Genomic DNA, 18,655 nt, shown 5'->3' with positions numbered 1-18,655 from the left:
GCGGAAGCGGCCACGCAAGCGCCTTCTCTCACCCATCGTCTGCTGCAAAGCCGTAGTGGCCTGCGCGAACAAGCAAGGTAGTGCAGCATGATGGACGTGAGCGCTCGCACTGTGACCACGACGAATGGAAAGGCCGGCAACGGGCGCGCCTCACAGGTGGCGAAATCGTTCGAGGGCATCTTCGAGGGCTACGGCAAACGCGGCGCCTACGCGCGGGCGTTCGACGAGATGTTCGACAACGGCGGTGCCGTCCGGACCCCGTACAAGGGCATCTACTCCGAGCTTGCGCCGTCGGATGCCTCCGACCTGGCCGCCCGCACGGAGGCGCTCGGTCGCGCATTCGTCGATCAGGGGATCACGTTCTCGCTGTCGGGCCAGGAGCGGCCGTTCCCACTCGACCTCGTTCCCCGCGTGATCTCCGCCGCCGAATGGTCGCGGCTCGAGCGCGGCATCACTCAGCGGGTGAAGGCGCTCGAGCACTACCTCGACGACATCTACGGCGAACAGAACATTCTGCGCGACGGGCTGATCCCGCGGCGGCTAGTCACGTCCTGCAAGCACTTCCACCGCGAGGCAGCCGGCATCAACCCGCCCAACGGTGTGCGCATCCACGTCGCGGGCATCGACCTCGTTCGGGATGCGGCAGGAACCTTCCGCGTGCTCGAGGACAACCTGCGCTCGCCGTCCGGCGTGTCCTATGTCATGGAAAACCGCCGGACGATGGCCCGGGTGTTCCCGAACCTGTTCGCCACCAACCGAGTTCGTGCGGTCGGCGACTACTCCTCGCACTTGTTGCGCGCCTTGCGCAAATCGGCTGCCACCAACGAGGCGGACCCGACAGTCGTGGTGCTGACTCCCGGTGTCTACAACTCGGCGTACTTCGAGCATTCGCTTCTGGCCAGGCAGATGGGCGTTGAGCTGGTCGAAGGCCGTGACCTTTTCTGCCGCGACAACCAGGTCTACATGCGCACTACCGAGGGAGAACGCCAGGTCGACGTGATCTACCGGCGCATCGACGACGACTTCCTCGACCCGATGCAGTTCAAGCCTGACTCTGTTCTCGGTGTCGCCGGCCTGCTCAACGCCGCCCGCGCCGGCAACGTCGTGATTTCCAGTGCCGTCGGCAACGGGGTGGGCGACGACAAGCTCATCTACACCTATGTGCCGACGATCATCGACTACTACCTCGGCGAGAAGCCGCTGCTGGCCAACGTCGACACGTTCCGGTGCTGGCTCGACGACGAACGCGAAGAGGTTCTTGACCGTATCGATGAGCTGGTGATCAAGCCCGTCGAGGGCTCTGGTGGATACGGCATCGTCTTCGGTCCCGACGCCTCCGAGAGGGAGCTCGCCGCCACAGCGAGGAAGATCCGCAGCGTCCCGCGTGACTGGATCGCCCAGCCTGTGGTCCAGCTGTCGACGGTGCCGACCCAGATCGGCGACCGGCTGGCGCCCCGCCACGTCGACCTGCGGCCGTTCGCGGTCAACGACGGCGACGACGTGTGGGTGCTGCCGGGCGGTTTGACGCGGGTGGCACTGACCGAGGGCTCGCTGGTGGTCAACTCCAGCCAGGGTGGCGGTTCAAAGGACACATGGGTGCTGGCGGCGCGCGCGTCAGCGTCCGAGCGCGAACTGGCGGCTGCGGAAGTGGTGAGAAAGCTGCCGCGCGAGTCGCAGGAACAGGTGGCCGCGGAAATGGGCCCGGGGCTGAACTCCTTGCAACAGCAACAGCAACAGCAGCAACAGCAACAGCAGCAGGCGGTGAGCCAATAATGCTGGCGCGCAACGCCGAATCGCTGTACTGGATCGGCCGGTACGTGGAGCGTGCCGACGATACCGCGCGCATCTTGGATGTGACCGTGCACCAGCTGCTCGAGGACTCCAGCGTCGACCCCGATCAGACGTCGCGAGTGTTGTTGAAGGTACTGGGAATCAAGCCCCCCGACTCGTCGCTCAACGTGTGGTCCTTGACCGACCTCGTCGCGTTCAGCCGCGGCCTGCCGGGAGGCTGCTCGATCGTCGACGCGATCTCGGCGGCCAGGGAGAACGCGCGATCCGCACGCGAAGTGACCTCGTCGGAGATGTGGGAGTGCCTCAACACCACCTACAACGCGCTGTCCGAACGCGAACGCGCCGCGAAACGCCTTGGCCCGCATGAGTTCTTCTCGTTCGTCGAAGGGCGTGCGGCGATGTTCGCCGGCTTGGCGGACTCCACGCTGTCACGCGACGACGGGTACCGGTTCATGGTCTTGGGCCGGTCGATCGAGCGGGTCGACATGACTGTGCGGATGCTGCTGTCCCGCGTCGGCGACAGTGCCTCGTCACCGGCGTGGGTGACGGTGTTGCGGTCAGCGGGCGCCCATGACACGTACCTGCGGACGTACCGCGGCGTGCTCGATGCCATCCGCGTCGTCGAATTCATGCTGCTGGACCGGCTTTTCCCGCGGTCGGTGTTTTATTCGCTCCGGGTCGCCGAGCACAGCCTCGACGAGCTCGACCATTATCCGCACAGCCGCGTGGGTGCCACTGCGGAGGCCCAGCGGCTGCTCGGCCGCGCCCGCAGCGAACTGGAGTTCCTGCGTCCCGGGATCCTGCTGGAGTCGCTGGAGGAGCGCCTGGCCGGCTTGCAGCAGACCTGCCGAGAGCTCGGAGAAGCCCTGTCGCTGCAATATTTTCACTCCGCTCCGTGGGTGGCTTGGAGCGACGCGGGCCGCGATGGCGCACTTGTGATCGAGGACGGGGAGCTGTAGATGTGGCGCCTCCGCGTGGTGCATTCGACCGGTTATGCGTACAAGTCGCCGGCCGTGTCATCCTTCAACGAGGCGCGTCTCACGCCACGCTCCGACAACCGCCAGAACGTCATCTTGAGTCGAGTTGAGACAGTCCCTGCGACAAGGTCGTACCGCTACATCGACTACTGGGGCACAGCGGTTACGGCCTTCGACCTGCACGCGCCGCACACCGAGTTGGAGGTCACAGGGTCGTCGGTCGTAGAGACCGAGAAGCCCGAGAGGCCCGACACCAAGGCCAGTTGGGACGAATTGGCCAGCGAGGTGGTGGTCGACCAGTTCGACGAAGTGCTCAACCCGACGCACTACACGGAGGAGAGCAAGCGACTGCGCCGGGTCGGCGAGAAGATCGCGAAATATCACGATCCGCAGGCCGCGGTGATCGCCGCGTCGGAATGGGTGAAGAGCGAGTTGGACTACGTGGCGGGCACCACCGGTGTGCATACGTCGGCATTGGATGCGCTTCGCGAGGGCAAGGGGGTCTGCCAGGACTTCGCGCACCTGACGCTGACGCTGTTGCGCGCCATGGGCATTCCGTCACGTTATGTATCCGGCTACCTGCATCCCCACCGTAAGGCGGCGATCGGAGAGGCGGTGGACGGGCAGAGCCATGCCTGGATACAGGCGTGGACGGGCGCGTGGTGGATGTACGACCCGACGAACGACAAAGAGATCAACGAGCAGTACGTCAGCGTCGCCGTCGGCCGCGATTACGCCGACGTGTCTCCGCTAAAAGGCATCTATTCTGGTGGCGGCTCAACCGATCTCGACGTGGTGGTCGAAATCACCAGGCTCGCCTAGCGCGATCCCATGCGACGGTAGCCGGGGTGGACGCGCGGGGTGAGGCCCTGCTCCTGGGCAATCGTCGCAAGCAGCTCGCGCAGCCGGTCCCGCTGTGACTCGTCGAGGCCGGCGGTGAGCGCTCGTTCGTGTTGGCGCGCGAGCCGGGACAGCTTCCGCATCAGCTCCTTTCCGTCAGCGGTCAGGTAAAGGGCATACTGCCGGCGGTCCTCGGGATTGGGGCGGCGCTCGAGGTATCCGCTGTTTTCCAGGTCGTCGACGAATGCGACGACGCGGCTGGGCAGCAGCTGCAGCTCGGTGCTGAGCGCCTGCTGACTGCGGCCCGGGGCGCTGTCGATCGCACGCAGGATGCCTGCCTGCGGCGGGGTCAAGCCCAAGGTGGCGATCCGTTCACTGAATCTCTCGGCGGCGTGGTGACCCAACTGGGCCAGCAGGAAGGCCACTCCGCCGCGCTGATCGGCTGGCATGCTTCAGATAGTAGTCGATCAAAACGATTCACACATGAAACGTTGCATCGATACTCCGATCTCAGTATCGTTCACGACATGAATGATTTAGCAACGAACTCAAGTGCACGCCGCAGGCCGCAGCAGGGCGGGCCGCCTTTGGTTGTGCTGGCTTCGATTTCGCTCGCGTTGCTGGTAGGCGGGCTCGTCATCGGGGCTGCTATGGCGGGCGTTCCGCCGTTGCCTTTTGCATCTGGCGCGTCCGTCAGGGATTTCGTGGTGGCCCATCCCGTCGCCATCCAGGCGGCCGCGGTTGGCGTCTTTGGCGCATCAGTTCCTCTAGCCATCTATGCGGCGACAGCAAGTGCCCGGCTTCGCCAGCTGGGCATCGTCGCGCCCGGCGCCACGATCGCACTCGTTGGTGGCGTCCTGGCCGCCGGCGCGCTCGGGCTGAGCGGTCTGGTGTTGTGGACGTTGTCCCGGCCCGAGGTGACCGTGGGCGAGCCCGTCGTCCGCACGCTGTACTTCCTGGTGTTCCTCACCGGCGGGCCGGCCCACGTCGTGGCCCTTGGCCTGCTGATTGCCGGCATCGCGGTGCCCAGCCTGATCGTCGGGCTTCTGCCGCGGTGGCTGTCGTGCACCGGGCTCGTCATCGCCGCGCTCGCCGAGCTCTGCACGCTGGTGTTGATCTGGCCGGGGTTCGACGTGCTGTTGCCGATCGCCAGGTTCACCGGCCTGGTGTGGTTGGTCGTCGCCGGCGCCCTGCTGCCGACCCGCCGTCCGCGCTAGGCGCCCACCTCGACGCGGTGCAGGTCCGGCCCGACCTCGACGCGCCCGCCGAACACCGACGAGGCCTTGGCGCGCCAGTCGTCCTCCTGCCCAGGCGCGAGCGGCGGGACGTAGTGAGTGAGGATCAGGGTGTCGACACCGGCCCGTGCCGCGGTGCTGGCCGCCTCCTCCACCGAGGAGTGGTAATCGCAGATGTCGCGGATCCGCTGCTGCGGCAGCTGCTCGATCAGGTCCTTGCGAATGACCGTGTGTACCAAGGCATCCGCCCCGTCGGCCAGCGCGTCCAAGGTCCTGCACGGCACGGTGTCGCCGGCCAGCACCACCGACGCGCCGTCGAACTCGACGCGGAATCCGATCGTTGGGGCTACCGGGCGATGGTCGGTGGGCGCCACCCTGATCCGCAATCCGCTGCGGTTCCACACCAGACCCTCGGTGTGCTCTTGCACCTCCACGGCAGGCGGAGCGGTCAGGTCGGCGTGGTGGGCGATGCGGTAGCCGATGTCCGGCGCGAACGCCGTGAGCATCGCGTCGACGACCGCGGCGGTGCCCGGTGGACCGATGATCGGCAGCGGCGGCGGATTGGGCGCGAAGGTGGTCACCCAACGGGTGATCAGCACGTCGCCAAGCTCTGCGATGTGGTCGCTGTGCAGGTGGGTGAGCAACAGCGCGGTGAGCGTGTCGGCGCCGACACCGACTGCCGCGGCGCGTTGCAGCACACCCCGTCCGCAATCGACCAGGAAGGTCTGGTCTCCGGCCCGGATCAGAGTTGACGGTCCCGCGCGCTGCGGGTCGGGGATGGGACTGCCCGTGCCGAGCAGGGTGACCTCGATCATGCCCTCCGGTATGTCACAGCCGCGCGGCGAAGTCGAGCTTTTCCTTTCGCGCGGCGGCTGTTGGACCTAGCCTTGTGTGAACCAGCTCACAACGATGGGTGGAGGCGTTGATGCGGATAGCAGACGTGCTGCGCAACAAGGGCGCGGCGGTGGCCACGATCAACCCGGACACGACGGTCACCGAGTTGCTCGCGGGAATGGCGGAGCACAACATCGGCGCGATGATCGTGATGGATTCTGGCGGCCTAGTCGGCATCGTCTCCGAGCGCGACGTCGTGCGCCGGCTCAACGAAAGCGGCGCGGGTCTGCTCGGGCAGCCGGTATCCGCGATCATGACCACAGTGGTCGTGACGTGTTCACCCGGCGATTCGATCGACGACCTCACCGCACTGATGACCGAGAACCGCGTCCGGCATGTGCCCGTCATCGACGACGGTCGACTCGCCGGCATCGTCAGCATCGGGGACGTGGTGAAACGGCGGATGGAAGAGTTGAAGGCCGAGCAGGAGCAGCTGCAGACCTACATCACCCAGGGCGGCTGAGGTCAGCTCCAGGAGTACTCGGCGCGCAACCGCACGGCGACCCTCTCGAAGGTCTCCCGCGCCAGCACCGCGCCTTCGCGCCTGATGCCCTCTTCGGGTACGTCAAGCACGCGGTCCAACCGCACCCAGCTCACACGCCCTTCGTAGTCCCACCCGCCAGTGCCGATGCTGACCCAATTCCGGTCATCGGCATGCCGCTCCTGGCTCGACAGCATCAGACCGAGCAGCGTTCCGCCGTCGCGGCCGACGACCAACACCGGCCGGTCTTTGCCCTTAGTCGGGTCTTCCTCGTAGACCACCCAGGTCCAGACGACCTCGCCGGGGTCGGCGCGGCCGTCCAGGTCGGGGGCATACATGATCTTTCGCGCGCGGAATGCCGTGGGCACGCTGTTCTTCGTGACCGGCCGGCCGGTGGTGATTTCGCGCACCGGTGACTCCGGCACGCGGGCGGCAAGCGCCTCCAAACCGATCCGGACGCCCTGCGAGATGATCTTGGGGCCTTCCTTGAACACCAGGTTCTCGGCGGCTTTGCCCAGGCGCCGCTGCAATGTCCTCCAGGGCGAAGCCATGGAATCGAGCATAGGTGAGGCGCAGCGGTCGCGATTGTGACCGCAGGGGTGCTCCTCGATACGCTGGATCTCAGCTCATTCACGCGCTCACCAGGAGATTCCCATCAGCAGCTTCGCGGACCAGACGTTCACCGCGCCGGCGCAGATTCGGAATTTCTGCATCATCGCTCACATCGATCACGGGAAGTCCACGCTGGCCGACAGGATGCTGCAGCTGACCGGTGTGGTCGATGCGCGGTCGATGCGTGCCCAGTACCTGGACCGGATGGACATCGAGCGCGAGCGCGGGATCACGATCAAGGCGCAGAACGTGCGGCTGCCGTGGCGCGTGCATGACGAGGACTACGTGCTGCATCTGATCGACACGCCAGGGCACGTCGACTTCACCTACGAGGTGTCGCGCGCGCTGGAGGCGTGCGAGGGCGCGGTCCTGCTGGTCGACGCGGCGCAGGGCATCGAGGCGCAGACGCTGGCGAATCTGTACCTGGCGCTGGACCGCGATCTTGCGATCATTCCCGTGCTGAACAAGATCGACCTGCCTGCCGCTGACCCGGATCGCTACGCCGGGGAGATCGCCCACATCATCGGCTGCGAGCCGGGCGACGTGCTGCGAGTCTCGGGCAAGACCGGCGAAGGGGTGTCCGACCTCCTCGACCATGTGGTGCAGGAGGTTCCGGCGCCGACGGGCGAGCAGGACGCGCCCACCCGGGCGATGATCTTCGACTCCGTCTATGACACGTACCGCGGGGTCGTGACGTATGTCCGCGTCATCGACGGCAAGATTGTCCCGCGCGAGCGGATCAAGATGATGTCCACCGGCGCCATCCACGAGCTGCTCGAAGTCGGAATCGTCTCGCCGGAGCCCAAACCCTCCGCCGGCCTCGGCGTCGGCGAGGTCGGCTATCTGATCACCGGTGTGAAGGATGTCCGGCAGTCAAAGGTCGGCGATACCGTGACGACGGCGCGCCACGGCGCCACCGAGGCGCTCACCGGCTACCGGGAACCCAGGCCGATGGTGTACTCGGGCCTGTATCCGGTCGATGGCTCTGACTACCCGGATCTGCGTGACGCGCTGGACCGGTTGCAGCTCAACGACGCCGCCCTGACCTACGAGCCCGAAACCTCGGTAGCGCTCGGGTTCGGGTTCCGGTGCGGCTTTTTGGGCCTGCTGCACATGGAGATCACCCGTGAGCGGCTGGAACGGGAATTCGACCTCGACCTGATTTCGACGTCACCGAACGTCGTCTATCGCGTTATCAAAGAGGACGACACCGAAATGGTCGTGACGAATCCGTCGGACTGGCCAGAAGGCAAGATCCGCACTGTGTATGAGCCGGTCGTCAAGACGACGATCATCACGCCGAGCGAGTTCATCGGCACCATCATGGAGCTGTGCCAGTCGCGCCGCGGCGAACTCGGCGGCATGGACTACCTGTCGCCTGAGCGGGTGGAGCTGCGCTACACAATGCCGTTGGGCGAGATCATCTTTGACTTCTTCGACATGCTGAAATCACGCACCCGCGGATACGCCAGCCTCGACTACGAGGAGGCCGGCGAACAAGAGGCCGAACTCGTGAAGGTCGACATCCTGCTGCAGGGCGAGGCCGTCGACGCATTCAGTGCGATCGTCCACAAAGACGCGGCCGCCGCGTATGGCAACAAGATGACCACCAAGCTCAAGGAGCTGATCCCGCGGCAGCAGTTCGAGGTGCCGGTACAGGCCGCGATCGGCTCGAAAATCATTGCGCGCGAGAACATTCGGGCGTTGCGCAAGGACGTGCTGTCCAAGTGCTACGGCGGTGACATCACCCGCAAGCGCAAACTGCTCGAGAAACAGAAAGAGGGCAAGAAGCGGATGAAGACGATCGGTCGCGTGGACGTCCCGCAGGAGGCGTTCGTCGCCGCGCTCTCCACCGATACCCCAACCGACAAGCCCCCCAAGAAGTAACCGCCATTCCCGCCGAGCAGACGCGGAATCGCATTACCCGACGTGGTTTTGTGCGATTTTGCGTTCCCCCGCAAGCGGGAGGTGCCCCCAGCTCGCGGGAAGAGGTGAGCTACATCGGGGCGTTGGCCGGGACGAAGACGCCTGTGCTGTCGTCCTCCTCCTCGGCGCGGATCACGTGCACGACGGCGTTGATCAGCGCCAGGTGGGTGAAGGCCTGAGGGAAGTTGCCCAGGTGCCTGCCTGTCCGGGGCTCGATCTCCTCGGCATACAGCCGCAACGGGCTCGCGAACGACAGCAGCCGTTCGCAGAGATGCTTGGCACGAGAAAACTCACCGATCTCCACCAGCGCCGACACCAGCCAGAATGAGCAGATCGTGAATGTGCCCTCCTCGCCGGACAACCCGTCGTCGGTTTCCTCGACGCGGTAGCGCAACACCAGCCCGTCCTGGGTGAGTTCGTCGGCGATCGCCAGCACGGTGTTGCGCACCCGCGGGTCATCGGGCGGCAGAAACCTCGTCAACACCACGAGCAGCAGTGAGGCGTCCAGCGCATCGCTGCCGTAGCGCTGGGTGAACACGCCGCGCGAATCGACACCGTTGGAAAGGATGTCTGCCTTGATTTCCTCGGCGGTCGCCCGCCACTGCTGTGCGTAACTCCGTTCGCCTTGCAGTTCGGCGAGTTTGGCGCCACGGTCCAGGGCCACCCAGCACATCACCTTCGACGACGTGAAGTGCTGCGGCTCGCCGCGCACCTCCCAGATGCCGCGGTCAGGTTCGCGCCAGTGCTTGATCGCCTCTTCGACCTGCTGCTTGAGCACAGGCCACAACGACTCGGGAATCTGCTCACGCGACTTGGCATGCAGGTAGACCGAATCCAGCATGGTGCCCCAAATGTCATGCTGCATCTGGTTGTACGCGCCGTTGCCGATGCGCACAGGCCGGGCGCCGTCGTAGCCGGACAGGTGGTTGAGCTCGTCCTCGACCAATGTCCGCTCGCCGCCGACGGCATACATGACCTGAAGCGGATGCCGCTCACCGTTGTTCGCACCCGAGACGTCGGCAATGAACGAGAAGAAGTCGTCGGCCTCGCGGTCCAGCCCGAGCGTGTAGAGCCCCCACAGCGCGAACGTCGAGTCGCGCACCCAGGCGTACCGATAGTCCCAGTTACGTTCTCCCTGAGGGGTTTCCGGAAGTGACGTGGTGCTGGCCGCCAGCAGCGCACCGGTGGGGGAGTACGTCAGGCCCTTCAACGTCAGCGCGCTGCGCTGCAAGTACGAACGCCAAGGGTGGTCGGGGAAATCGCCGATATTGATCCACTGGCGCCAGCATTCGCTGGTGTTCCACAACTTGTCGGCGGCCTCGTCATAGGTCTGCGGCGCCGGGTTCTTGGACCAGCTCAGCGCGACGAACACGTTGTCGCCTTCTTTCAGCCGGGTCCGGGCGCGTGCCTCGCGCCCTTCGAGGCCGATCCGCAGATTGGTCGTGAGCTTCAGCTGGGGATGCGCGTCGGGGTCCCGCTTGGCGCGAGCGATCGCCTCGCCATAGGCCGGCCCGGAGTACTCCCATGTCCCGCTGATCCGGTGATAGTCGAACGACGGCTCGCAGTTCAGCACCATCTCCACGGTGCCGCTGACACAGCGCACGGTGCGCAGCAGAATGTGCTCGGCGTCCCAGTCCATCGGCGTGCGCCGGTGGGTCCGCGACCGTGTCTCGATGTCGTGCCACGGGCCCATGACCAACGCGTCGCGCACGATCATCCATCCGGTATGCGTCTGCCAGGTGGTTTCCAGGATCAAGCTGCCAGGCAGGTAGCGCCGCGCTGCGGGCACCGACACCCCGTACGGCGCCAACCGGAAGTGGCCTGCGCCCCGGTCCAGAATCGCGCCGAACACACTGGGCGAATCGGGGCGCGGCACGCACAGCCACTCGACCGATCCGCTTGACGAGATCAGGCAGGTGTTCTCGCAGTCCGACAGGAACGCGTAGTCCGCGATCGGCGGAAAGGGGTTGCGTGTCGACGACGCCTGCGCGTACGGCACCGGGCCCGTGACGGCGAAGGGGGCCTCGTGTGCCTCTTCGGCAGGCTCGGCGCTCAAAACCATGCGGACATCATCGGCTCTCGACGTGCTTTTCGTCTAGCTGACAGGCGCACGGCGAGCGAACGCTGGAGCGTGCTCGGGCAGCGGTCCGATCGCGACCGCATATCCGATCACCGCGCCCAGCCCGGGGTATTTGTTGATCATCCGTACGGGCAGAGGTGGTTTCATCGGCTGGTCGGGATTCTCGTTGATGGCGGCGGCGATCAAGCGATTGTGGATGACGCGCTGGACTGACTGAATCAGCGCCGTCGGCAACCATCTACGCGCTTGCACCCGCGCCAACTGTGCTGTCCGAACGTGACCCGCGCGCAGCGGCCCGGCGAGCACCGTTGCCGCGGCGACCGCGTCGGCCACCGCGAGGTTGATCCCCACTCCGCCCACCGGCGACATTGCGTGCGCGGCGTCGCCGATCAGAAGCAAGCCGTCGGCGTACCAGCGGTGCAGCCGATTCAGTTGGACGTCAAGCAGTTTCACGTCGTCCAGAGACGGGATCTCGTCCACCCGGTCGGACAACCACGGCAACAGCTGCACCAATTGGCGACGTAGCGCGTCGACGCCTTCTGCGCGCATCGCGGCGTCGGCGCCCTTGGGGATGATGTAGGCGATCTGGTAGTAATCCCCCCTGTCGATCGCCACTGCCGCGTGCCCGGCCAGGAACACGCCGTTCAGGCCCGGGTGGTCGCCTTCTCGCCGGGGCAGCCGAAACCACCACACATCCATCGGCGCGCCAAAACTCCTGGGCCTCAGGCCCATCGACGTACGCAGCGTCGACGAGCGACCATCGCACGCCACCGTCAACGTCGCCTGCAACTCGCGCACGTCGCCGTCGGCGTCGCGATACCGGACCCCGGCGACGCGCCCGTCGCGCATCAGCGGTCCGAGCACTTCGGTGCTGCGCATGAGCGTGAAGGTGGGCTCGGCTTCTGCAGCGGTGGCCAGGAGTTCCAGAAAGTCCCACTGCGGCGCCAGCGCGATGTACTTGTGCTTACCGGGAAGTCGCTTCAGCGTGATGCCGACCGGAACACCCTGGAACTGCATACGGAGGGTGTCGATCTCCCGGTGCGGCATCTTGTCGAACTGTGGTCCGAGACCCAGCTCGTCGAGCAACCGCAAAGTGCTCGCATGCACGGTGTCTCCGCGGAAGTCGCGCAGGAAGTCGGCGTGCTTCTCCATCACGACCACCGGCACGCCGCCGCGGGCGAGGAGCAGACCCATCACCATGCCGGCAGGGCCCCCGCCGGCGATCACGCACGTGGTGGAATCAGCCGCCGGCACGTGCTCATCTTGGCACGCGCTCCCTGACTTAAGCTGTCCACATGGCCGGATTCCTGACCTGGTGGGACGGGGTCGAACTCTGGTTGTCCGGCCTCGGATTCTTCGTCCAGACTCTGATCGTGATGCCGGTGGTGCTCGCGTTCGCGTTCGGTGTGGCCACACTTGTCGACGGTCTGCTCGGCCGCGGCATCCGGCTTATCACCCGAATTCGCCACCGCGAACCCGAGTGAACGCGTTGCCGAAGTCGCGGGTCACGCTCGTTCTGGTGATCCTCGCCGTGCTGGTGGCCGTGACCTGGCTGGTCACTCACTGACGGTCGCGAAAGCGCTGGTAATCGCGACCTGGGAGGGTTCTGTTATTCTTCCGGCCATGCGTACAGGCGTGCCCACCGACGAGTGCTTTGTGCTGGCACTCATTGCTGTTGGTGACAGCGCTGTCGCTGATGTCCACTGTTGTCGATGACCCCACCCGCCGCGGTTCGGTGTCGGTAGTGGTCGTCGATCAGCTCGTGTCCTGATTCGCCACCTTTCTGCTGCGGGTAATCCCATTTCATTCCTCTCGCAGTGAAAGGTCCCCAATGCTCAACATCAAGAAACCCACCGCGCGGCTACGATCCGCCGCCGCGCTCGCCGCGGCCACGACGCTCCTCGCGGCGTGCGGCGGGGGCGGTTCCAGCGACACCGCGCAGAGCCAAGGTCCCGCGAACGCGAAGGTGACGCTGTCACTCGTCGCCTACGCGGTACCGGAACCGGGCTGGAGCAAGATTATCCCGGCCTACAACGGCACGCCCGAAGGCAAGGACGTCGCCGTCACCACCTCCTATGGAGCGTCCGGCGACCAGTCCCGCAAGGTCCAGGACGGCCTGGCGGCCGATGTCGTCAACTTCTCGGTCGAGCCGGACGTGACCCGGTTGGTCAAGGCCAACAAGGTGGCCAAGGAATGGAATTCGAACGCGACGAAGGGCATTCCGTTCGGTTCGGTCGTGGTGCTCGCGGTCCGGAAGGGCAATCCGAAGGGCATCAAGGACTGGGACGACCTGCTGAAGCCAGGCGTCGAGGTGGTCACTCCGAGCCCGCTGAGTTCCGGCTCGGCGAAATGGAATCTGCTCGCGCCGTACGCCGCCAAGAGCAACGGCGGCCAAGATGACGCGGCGGGCCTTGCCTACGTGTCGAGTCTGGTGAAAGACCACGTGAAGGTGCGTCCCGATTCGGGCCGCTCTGCCAGCGACGTGTTCCTGCAGGGCACCGGCGACGTCTTGATCAGTTATGAGAACGAGGCGATCAACATCGAGCGGCAGGGCAAGGACGTCGAGCACGTCATCCCGGCACAGACGTTCAAGATCGAGAATCCTGTCGCTGTCGTGACCACTGGCCCGCATGTGAAGGAAGCCACCGACTTCGTGAATTTCCAGTTCAAGCCCGATGCCCAGACGGTGTGGGCGCAAGCCGGCTTCCGCCCGGTCGACCCGGGGGTCGCCCAGCAGTTCACGACGGACTTCCCGCAACCATCACAGAAGCTGTGGGCGATCGCCGAACTGGGTGGATGGAGCAAGGTGGATCCCGCGTTGTTCGACAAGGACAACGGGAGCATCACCAGGATTTATAAGGCTGCGACTGGATGACGGCACAGCGAGAAGCGAATGCGGATCGCGCATTGGCACAGCGAGAAGCGAATGCGGTTCGCGCATGAGCACATCGATCGACCGAAATCCTGAAGCCGTCCGGCCCGAGCTCGACGAGCCCGGGCCGGACGGCCCCAGGTCAGGCGGTTTGAGGGTCCCCGGGACCACATCGCTGCGGGTCGGCGTCGCCACGCTGTGGCTGTCTGTGATCGTGCTGTTGCCGTTGGCCGCGATCGTCTTTCAGTCGGGCAAGGGCGGCTGGTCGGCGTTCGTGACGGCCATCAAGTCGCCAGCGGCTCTTGAGTCGTTTCGGGTGACGCTGACGGTTTCCATCGCCGTGACGTTCATCAACCTGGTGTTCGGGCTGCTTATCGCGTGGGTGCTGGTACGTGACAGCTTTCCGGGGAAGCGGCTGGTAGACGCGATTATCGATCTCCCGTTCGCGCTCCCGACGATCGTCGCCAGCGTCGTGTTGCTGGCGTTGTACGGGCCGCGAAGTCCGATCGATGTACACCTGCAGCACACCACCTATGGCGTCGGCGTGGCGCTGCTGTTCGTGACGCTGCCGTTCGTGGTGCGATCCGTGCAGCCAGTCCTGCTGGAGGTGGACCGGGAGGCCGAACAAGCGGCCGCCTCGCTCGGTGCGAACAGCTGGACGATCTTCCGCACGGTGATCCTCCCGGCGGTGACGCCCGCGCTGTTGACCGGTGCCGGTCTCGCGTTTTCCCGTGCCATCGGTGAATTCGGCTCTGTGGTCCTGATCGGCGGTGCGGTGCCGGGCAAGACCGAAGTGTCGTCGCAGTGGATCAGGACACTGGTCGAAAATGACGACCGGACCGGTGCCGCCGCAATTTCTGTTGTGCTGCTGGCGATTTCATTCGTCGTTCTCTACATACTTCGGCTGGTGGGATCACGCGCCGCCAAACGGGAGGAGTCGGCCAAGTGACGCTCTCGCCGCTGGCACGGTACTTGCTGCGTTTCGTCGCGCTGGCGTATCTCGCGGTCTTGGTGATCGTGCCCTTGGGCGTGATCCTGTGGCGCTCGTTCGCCCCGGGAATCAATACGTTCGTCACACAGATCAGTACCCCGGCCGCCATCTCGGCTCTGAATTTGTCGCTGCTCGTCGTGGCCATCGTGGTGCCGCTGAACGTGCTGTTCGGAATTCCTACTGCGTTGGTATTGGCGCGCAGCAGGTTTCGCGGCAAAAGCCTGCTGCAGTCTGCCATCGATCTGCCGTTCGCGGTGTCGCCGGTGATCGTCGGTGTCGCGTTGATCCTGCTGTGGGGCTCGGCCGGTGCGTTTGGTTTCGTAGAGCGAGATCTCGGCCTGAAGATCATATTCGGGCTGCCTGGCATCGTCCTCGCGAGCATCTTCGTGACGCTGCCCTTCGTGATCCGCGAGGTCGAGCCCGTCCTGCACGAGATCGGCACGGATCAGGAGGAGGCCGCCGCCACACTGGGATCCACGTGGTGGCAGACGTTCTGGCGGATCACGCTGCCGTCGATTCGGTGGGGCTTGACGTACGGCGTGGTGCTGACGATCGCCCGCACACTCGGTGAGTTCGGCGCGGTGATCATGGTGGCCTCCGGCTTGCCGGGATCGCAACAGACGATGACACTATTGGTATACGACCGCTACAACCGCGGCGAAGAACACGGTGCGTACGCAGTGTCGACGCTGCTGATGACGGTCGCGGTGCTGGTGCTCATAGTCCAGCTCGTCTTGGACGCGCGGCGTGCCCGGGCGAAAACTTAAGAGCAGCAAGGAGAGAACGAGCAGATGACCGACGCGATCACGCTACGCGGCGTGAACAAACATTACGGTGACTTTGCCGCGCTCGACGACATCAACTTCACGGTGCCCGCCGGATCACTGACGGCCCTGCTGGGGCCGAGCGGTTCGGGAAAGTCGACGTTATTGCGCTCGATCGCGGGTCTCGACGAGCCTGACAGCGGAACGATCACGATCGACGGCCGTGACGTCACCAAGGTGCCGCCGCAACGGCGCGGTATCGGCTTCGTGTTCCAGCACTACGCGGCGTTCAAACACATGTCGGTCCGGGACAACGTCGCGTTCGGATTGCGGATCCGAAAGCGGCCGAAGGCCGAAATCAAGCAGAAGGTCGATGACCTTCTGGAGACGGTGGGGCTCAGCGGCTTTCAGACGCGTTACCCCGGCCAGCTGTCCGGTGGGCAGCGTCAGAGGATGGCGTTGGCCCGAGCGCTCGCCGTGGATCCCCAGGTGCTGCTGCTCGATGAGCCGTTCGGTGCGTTGGATGCGAAGGTTCGCGACGACCTAAGGGCGTGGCTTCGCCGGCTGCACGACGAGGTTCACGTGACCACCGTGCTGGTGACCCATGACCAGGCCGAGGCGCTCGACGTGTCCGACCGGATCGCCGTGCTCAACAAGGGTCGCATCGAGCAGGTCGGTTCGCCGACTGATGTCTACGACAAGCCCGCCAATGGGTTCGTCATGTCGTTCCTCGGGGCGGTTTCGTCATTGAACGGAATCCTGGTGCGCCCGCACGACATTCGCGTGGGCCGCAACCCTGAGATGGCAGTCGCGACAAGCGACGGCACGGCCGAGAGCATCGGTGTGTTGAAGGCGACGATCGACAGGATCGTCTATCTCGGATTCGAGGTGCGTGTCGAGCTCACCGCCGCGCCCACCGGCGTACCTTTTACCGCGCAGATCACCCGCGGTGACGCCGAGGCGCTGCGGCTCGTGGATGGCGATACGGTCTACGTGCGGGCCACCCGGGTGCCGGCGATCGCGGGCGACACGCAGCTACCTGAGCTGCCTGAAGAGGAGCTGGCGCCGGCGCCGTCAAACTAGGCGGCGATGGTGCGCGCGCCAGCGCGCGCAGCGTCGAACCGGTCGAGGACGGTGTGAGCCACCAGGCGATGCGCGCCGAGCGGCTCAGCCACGGAAAATCCGTGCGCAACAGCATAATTCGCTACTCGATCGGTAATCCGGCCGTGCGCTAGAAACCACGGCGCAACAACCACGCGTCGCGCACCCAGCTCACGCAGGCGCCGCGCGGCGTCGTCGAGCGAAGGCCGCGGGCCGGTGGCGAACGCCGTCACGGCGCCGGCCCAGCGCGTGCCTGACGACACCGCGTCAGCGACTACCGCCGTGCGTTGGTTGGCGACCTGCCGTGACGAGCCCACGGCGACGACGATCACGCCCACATCGGGAGCACGCCGGGTCACGCCGGCCTCGCGGATGCGCTGTCGCAGGACGGCCACCAACCGCTGGTCTTCGCCCAGCACATCCGCTTGTGTGGCACCGGAATCGGCGATCATCGCCGGGATGTCGACGCGGGCATGATAGGCATCGGCGAGCAGCAACGGCGTCACGACCGCATCGGGCGTCTTGGCCAGCACCTCTCGCAAGTTCGGCGTCGACTGCTCGCAGAAGGCCACCCGGACGTCGAGACCCGGCCGGATCACCCGGATTTCAGCGGCGACGGCGTGTGTGTTGGCTGCGGCGCGGGGGTCAGCGCTGCCGTGCGCGGTGAGAACCAGGCTCATTCGGTATGCAGGCCGCATTCGATCTTGCCGGTGCCCTGCCACCGGCCGCTGCGCGGATCGGCTCCGTCCAGGGGCTTGGCCGTGCAGGGCTCGCAGCCGATCGACGGATAGCCGTCGAACACAAGGGGATTCACCAAGATGCCGTTGGCGTCGATGTAGCGCTGCATGTCCTCGTCAGTCCACGCGGCCAGCGGATTGATCTTCACCAACCCGAACGCGGCGTCGAAACTGATCAACGGAGCGTTGGCCCGCGTGGGCGCCTCGACCCGGCGGAGGCCGGTGACCCATGCGGAATATTCCGCCAGCCCCTTGCTCAGCGGCTCGACTTTGCGCATGCGGCAGCACTCGTTGGGGTTGCGTGCGAAGAGGTTCTTGCCGAACAAGCCGTCTTGCTCCGCGACCGAATGTTCGGGGGTGACGTTGACCACGTTGACGTCGTAGATCTCGCTGACGGCATCGCGGGTGCCGACCGTTTCGACGAAGTGGTAGCCGGTGTCGAGGAACAGCACGTCGACACCGGGCCGGACCTTTGCGGCCATGTCGATGAGCACCGCGTCCTGCATGTTGGAGGCCACCACGTACTCGCCGGCGAAATGCTCGTCGGTCCAGCGCAGCAACTCGACGGCATCAGCGCCATCAAGCTCGCGCGCACCCCGGGCAGCCAGCTCTTTCAGGTCGCTCTCCGTGGTTGTCACAGTCACCTCAAGTCCGCCTCGTCCGCTCGCAGGGCCCAGTTGGCGAAACGCTCCCCGTCGGTTCTTTGTTTCACGAAGTTGCGAACGACCCGTTCGACGTAGTCGCCGAGCTCGCTGCTGAGGACCTTGTGCTGGCGCAACTTGCGCCCGAAGCCGCTGTCCAGGCCGAGGCTTCCGCCCAGGTGCACCTGGAAGCCCTCCACCGGGCCGTCGCCCTCATCGACCATTTGGCCCTTGAACCCGATGTCGGCGATCTGGATGCGGGCGCACGAGTTCGGGCAGCCATTGATATTGACCGTGACGGGGACGTCGAGCTGGGCGTTGATGTCCTCTAGCCGCTTCTCCAGGTCGGGCACCAGGACCTGCGCCCGGCCCTTGGTATCGGCGAAGCTCAGCTTGCAGAACTCGATGCCGGTGCAGGCCATCAGGTTGCGGCGCCAGTGCGAGGGCTGCGACGGAAGGCCGAGCGCGTCGAGCGCGCGGGTCACCTCGTCTAGCGCGTCGTCGGGTACGTCCAGGACAATCAGCTTCTGGTACGGCGTGAACCGCACCCGGTTGGAGCCCGCCTTCTCCGCGATGTCCGCGACCGCGGACAGGATTGTGCCGGTCACCCGCCCGGCGATCGGGGCCACACCAACGGCGTTGAGGCCATTCTTCAGCTTCTGCACGCCGACGTGGTCGATCGGGCGGACCACCGGCTCCGGTGCGGGTCCGTC

At 65.5% G+C, this 18,655-nt stretch carries 20 protein-coding genes; 12 read left to right on the top strand and 8 right to left on the bottom strand.

Going from position 1 to position 18,655, the window contains the following annotated elements; genetic code table 11:
* Positions 1–228: 228 nt before the first annotated feature.
* Genes QOH60_RS24710 through QOH60_RS24700 form a run of 3 tightly spaced genes read left to right on the top strand, consistent with a single transcriptional unit; the run spans position 229 to position 3,590 of the window.
* Positions 229–1,773 (top strand): circularly permuted type 2 ATP-grasp protein, encoded by a 1,545-nt coding sequence (locus QOH60_RS24710; protein ID WP_526424541.1) that lies wholly within the window; start codon positions 229–231, stop codon positions 1,771–1,773.
* The gene (locus QOH60_RS24705; protein ID WP_526424519.1) at positions 1,773–2,750 is read left to right on the top strand and encodes an alpha-E domain-containing protein; all 978 of its coding nucleotides are present in this window, start codon (positions 1,773–1,775) and stop codon (positions 2,748–2,750) included. Before QOH60_RS24710 ends, QOH60_RS24705 begins: the two co-directional genes overlap by 1 nt.
* Positions 2,751–3,590, top strand: a complete 840-nt coding sequence (locus QOH60_RS24700; protein WP_526424518.1) for a transglutaminase-like domain-containing protein — start codon at positions 2,751–2,753, stop codon at positions 3,588–3,590.
* On the opposite strand, the gene QOH60_RS24695 is transcribed toward QOH60_RS24700, so the two are convergent.
* The gene (locus tag QOH60_RS24695) at positions 3,587–4,057 is read right to left on the bottom strand and encodes a MarR family winged helix-turn-helix transcriptional regulator (protein ID WP_526424517.1); all 471 of its coding nucleotides are present in this window, start codon (positions 4,055–4,057) and stop codon (positions 3,587–3,589) included. The genes QOH60_RS24700 and QOH60_RS24695 overlap by 4 nt on opposite strands.
* Positions 4,058–4,135: 78 nt before the next feature.
* Here QOH60_RS24695 and QOH60_RS24690 point away from each other — a divergent pair, with 78 nt between their 5' ends.
* Positions 4,136–4,825, top strand: coding sequence for a hypothetical protein (locus tag QOH60_RS24690; protein ID WP_526424516.1), 690 nt, complete (start codon positions 4,136–4,138; stop codon positions 4,823–4,825).
* Here the strand turns inward: QOH60_RS24690 and QOH60_RS24685 are convergent.
* Positions 4,822–5,658, bottom strand: a complete 837-nt coding sequence (locus tag QOH60_RS24685; protein ID WP_526424515.1) for a ribonuclease Z — start codon at positions 5,656–5,658, stop codon at positions 4,822–4,824. The genes QOH60_RS24690 and QOH60_RS24685 overlap by 4 nt on opposite strands.
* A gap of 110 nt (positions 5,659–5,768) precedes the next feature.
* Between QOH60_RS24685 and QOH60_RS24680 the strand changes: the two genes are divergently transcribed.
* The gene (locus QOH60_RS24680; protein WP_526424514.1) at positions 5,769–6,200 is read left to right on the top strand and encodes a CBS domain-containing protein; all 432 of its coding nucleotides are present in this window, start codon (positions 5,769–5,771) and stop codon (positions 6,198–6,200) included.
* A gap of 2 nt (positions 6,201–6,202) precedes the next feature.
* Here the strand turns inward: QOH60_RS24680 and QOH60_RS24675 are convergent, their stop codons facing one another.
* Entirely contained in the window at positions 6,203–6,781 is a 579-nt protein-coding gene (locus QOH60_RS24675) for a type II toxin-antitoxin system PemK/MazF family toxin (RefSeq protein ID WP_526424513.1), read from the bottom strand.
* Positions 6,782–6,827: 46 nt separating this feature from the next.
* On the opposite strand from QOH60_RS24675, the gene lepA reads away from it, so the two are divergent.
* Positions 6,828–8,717: a translation elongation factor 4 gene (gene lepA / locus QOH60_RS24670; protein ID WP_526424540.1), complete on the top strand. Its 1,890-nt coding sequence runs from the start codon at positions 6,828–6,830 to the stop codon at positions 8,715–8,717.
* 109 nt (positions 8,718–8,826) lie between these two features.
* On the opposite strand, the gene QOH60_RS24665 is transcribed toward lepA, so the two are convergent.
* Both QOH60_RS24665 and QOH60_RS24660 read right to left on the bottom strand, forming a co-directional pair.
* Positions 8,827–10,818 (bottom strand): glycoside hydrolase family 15 protein, encoded by a 1,992-nt coding sequence (locus tag QOH60_RS24665; protein WP_526424512.1) that lies wholly within the window; start codon positions 10,816–10,818, stop codon positions 8,827–8,829.
* Positions 10,819–10,851: 33 nt separating this feature from the next.
* Positions 10,852–12,090 carry an FAD-dependent oxidoreductase gene (locus QOH60_RS24660; RefSeq protein ID WP_526424511.1) on the bottom strand — a complete coding sequence of 413 codons (1,239 nt, stop codon included), beginning with the start codon at positions 12,088–12,090 and terminating at the stop codon, positions 10,852–10,854.
* Positions 12,091–12,131: 41 nt separating this feature from the next.
* Between QOH60_RS24660 and QOH60_RS24655 the strand changes: the two genes are divergently transcribed.
* From QOH60_RS24655 to QOH60_RS24630, 6 genes are all read left to right on the top strand, one after another.
* Positions 12,132–12,320, top strand: coding sequence for a hypothetical protein (locus tag QOH60_RS24655; protein WP_526424510.1), 189 nt, complete (start codon positions 12,132–12,134; stop codon positions 12,318–12,320).
* A 139-nt stretch (positions 12,321–12,459) separates the two neighbouring features.
* A complete protein-coding gene (locus QOH60_RS24650; RefSeq protein WP_526424509.1) occupies positions 12,460–12,552 on the top strand; it encodes an Ms4533A family Cys-rich leader peptide in 93 nt (30 codons plus the stop codon).
* A 115-nt stretch (positions 12,553–12,667) separates the two neighbouring features.
* On the top strand, positions 12,668–13,711 hold the full coding sequence (locus QOH60_RS24645) for a sulfate ABC transporter substrate-binding protein (RefSeq protein ID WP_526424508.1): 1,044 nt from the start codon (positions 12,668–12,670) through the stop codon (positions 13,709–13,711).
* 64 nt (positions 13,712–13,775) lie between these two features.
* Positions 13,776–14,657 (top strand): sulfate ABC transporter permease subunit CysT, encoded by an 882-nt coding sequence (gene cysT / locus QOH60_RS24640; RefSeq protein WP_526424507.1) that lies wholly within the window; start codon positions 13,776–13,778, stop codon positions 14,655–14,657.
* Entirely contained in the window at positions 14,654–15,466 is an 813-nt protein-coding gene (gene cysW / locus QOH60_RS24635; RefSeq protein ID WP_526424506.1) for a sulfate ABC transporter permease subunit CysW, read from the top strand. Before cysT ends, cysW begins: the two co-directional genes overlap by 4 nt.
* Before the next feature lie 24 nt (positions 15,467–15,490).
* Positions 15,491–16,546 (top strand): sulfate/molybdate ABC transporter ATP-binding protein, encoded by a 1,056-nt coding sequence (locus tag QOH60_RS24630; RefSeq protein WP_526424505.1) that lies wholly within the window; start codon positions 15,491–15,493, stop codon positions 16,544–16,546.
* On the opposite strand, the gene QOH60_RS24625 is transcribed toward QOH60_RS24630, so the two are convergent.
* The 3 genes from QOH60_RS24625 to QOH60_RS24615 all read right to left on the bottom strand — a co-directional run.
* Positions 16,543–17,244 (bottom strand): sirohydrochlorin chelatase, encoded by a 702-nt coding sequence (locus tag QOH60_RS24625; RefSeq protein ID WP_526424504.1) that lies wholly within the window; start codon positions 17,242–17,244, stop codon positions 16,543–16,545. The genes QOH60_RS24630 and QOH60_RS24625 overlap by 4 nt on opposite strands.
* The gene (locus tag QOH60_RS24620) at positions 17,241–17,945 is read right to left on the bottom strand and encodes a phosphoadenylyl-sulfate reductase (protein WP_526424503.1); all 705 of its coding nucleotides are present in this window, start codon (positions 17,943–17,945) and stop codon (positions 17,241–17,243) included. Before QOH60_RS24620 ends, QOH60_RS24625 begins: the two co-directional genes overlap by 4 nt.
* Positions 17,942–18,655, bottom strand: a 714-nt coding sequence (locus QOH60_RS24615) for a ferredoxin-like domain-containing protein (protein WP_526424502.1), incomplete at its 5' end; no start/stop codon positions are given. The genes QOH60_RS24620 and QOH60_RS24615, both read right to left, overlap by 4 nt.

The sequence above is a fragment of the Mycobacterium sp. genome (genome assembly GCF_032159765.1).
Classification (GTDB): Bacteria; Actinomycetota; Actinomycetes; order Mycobacteriales; family Mycobacteriaceae; genus Mycobacterium.
This window is presented reverse-complemented; position numbering and strand designations above follow the sequence as displayed.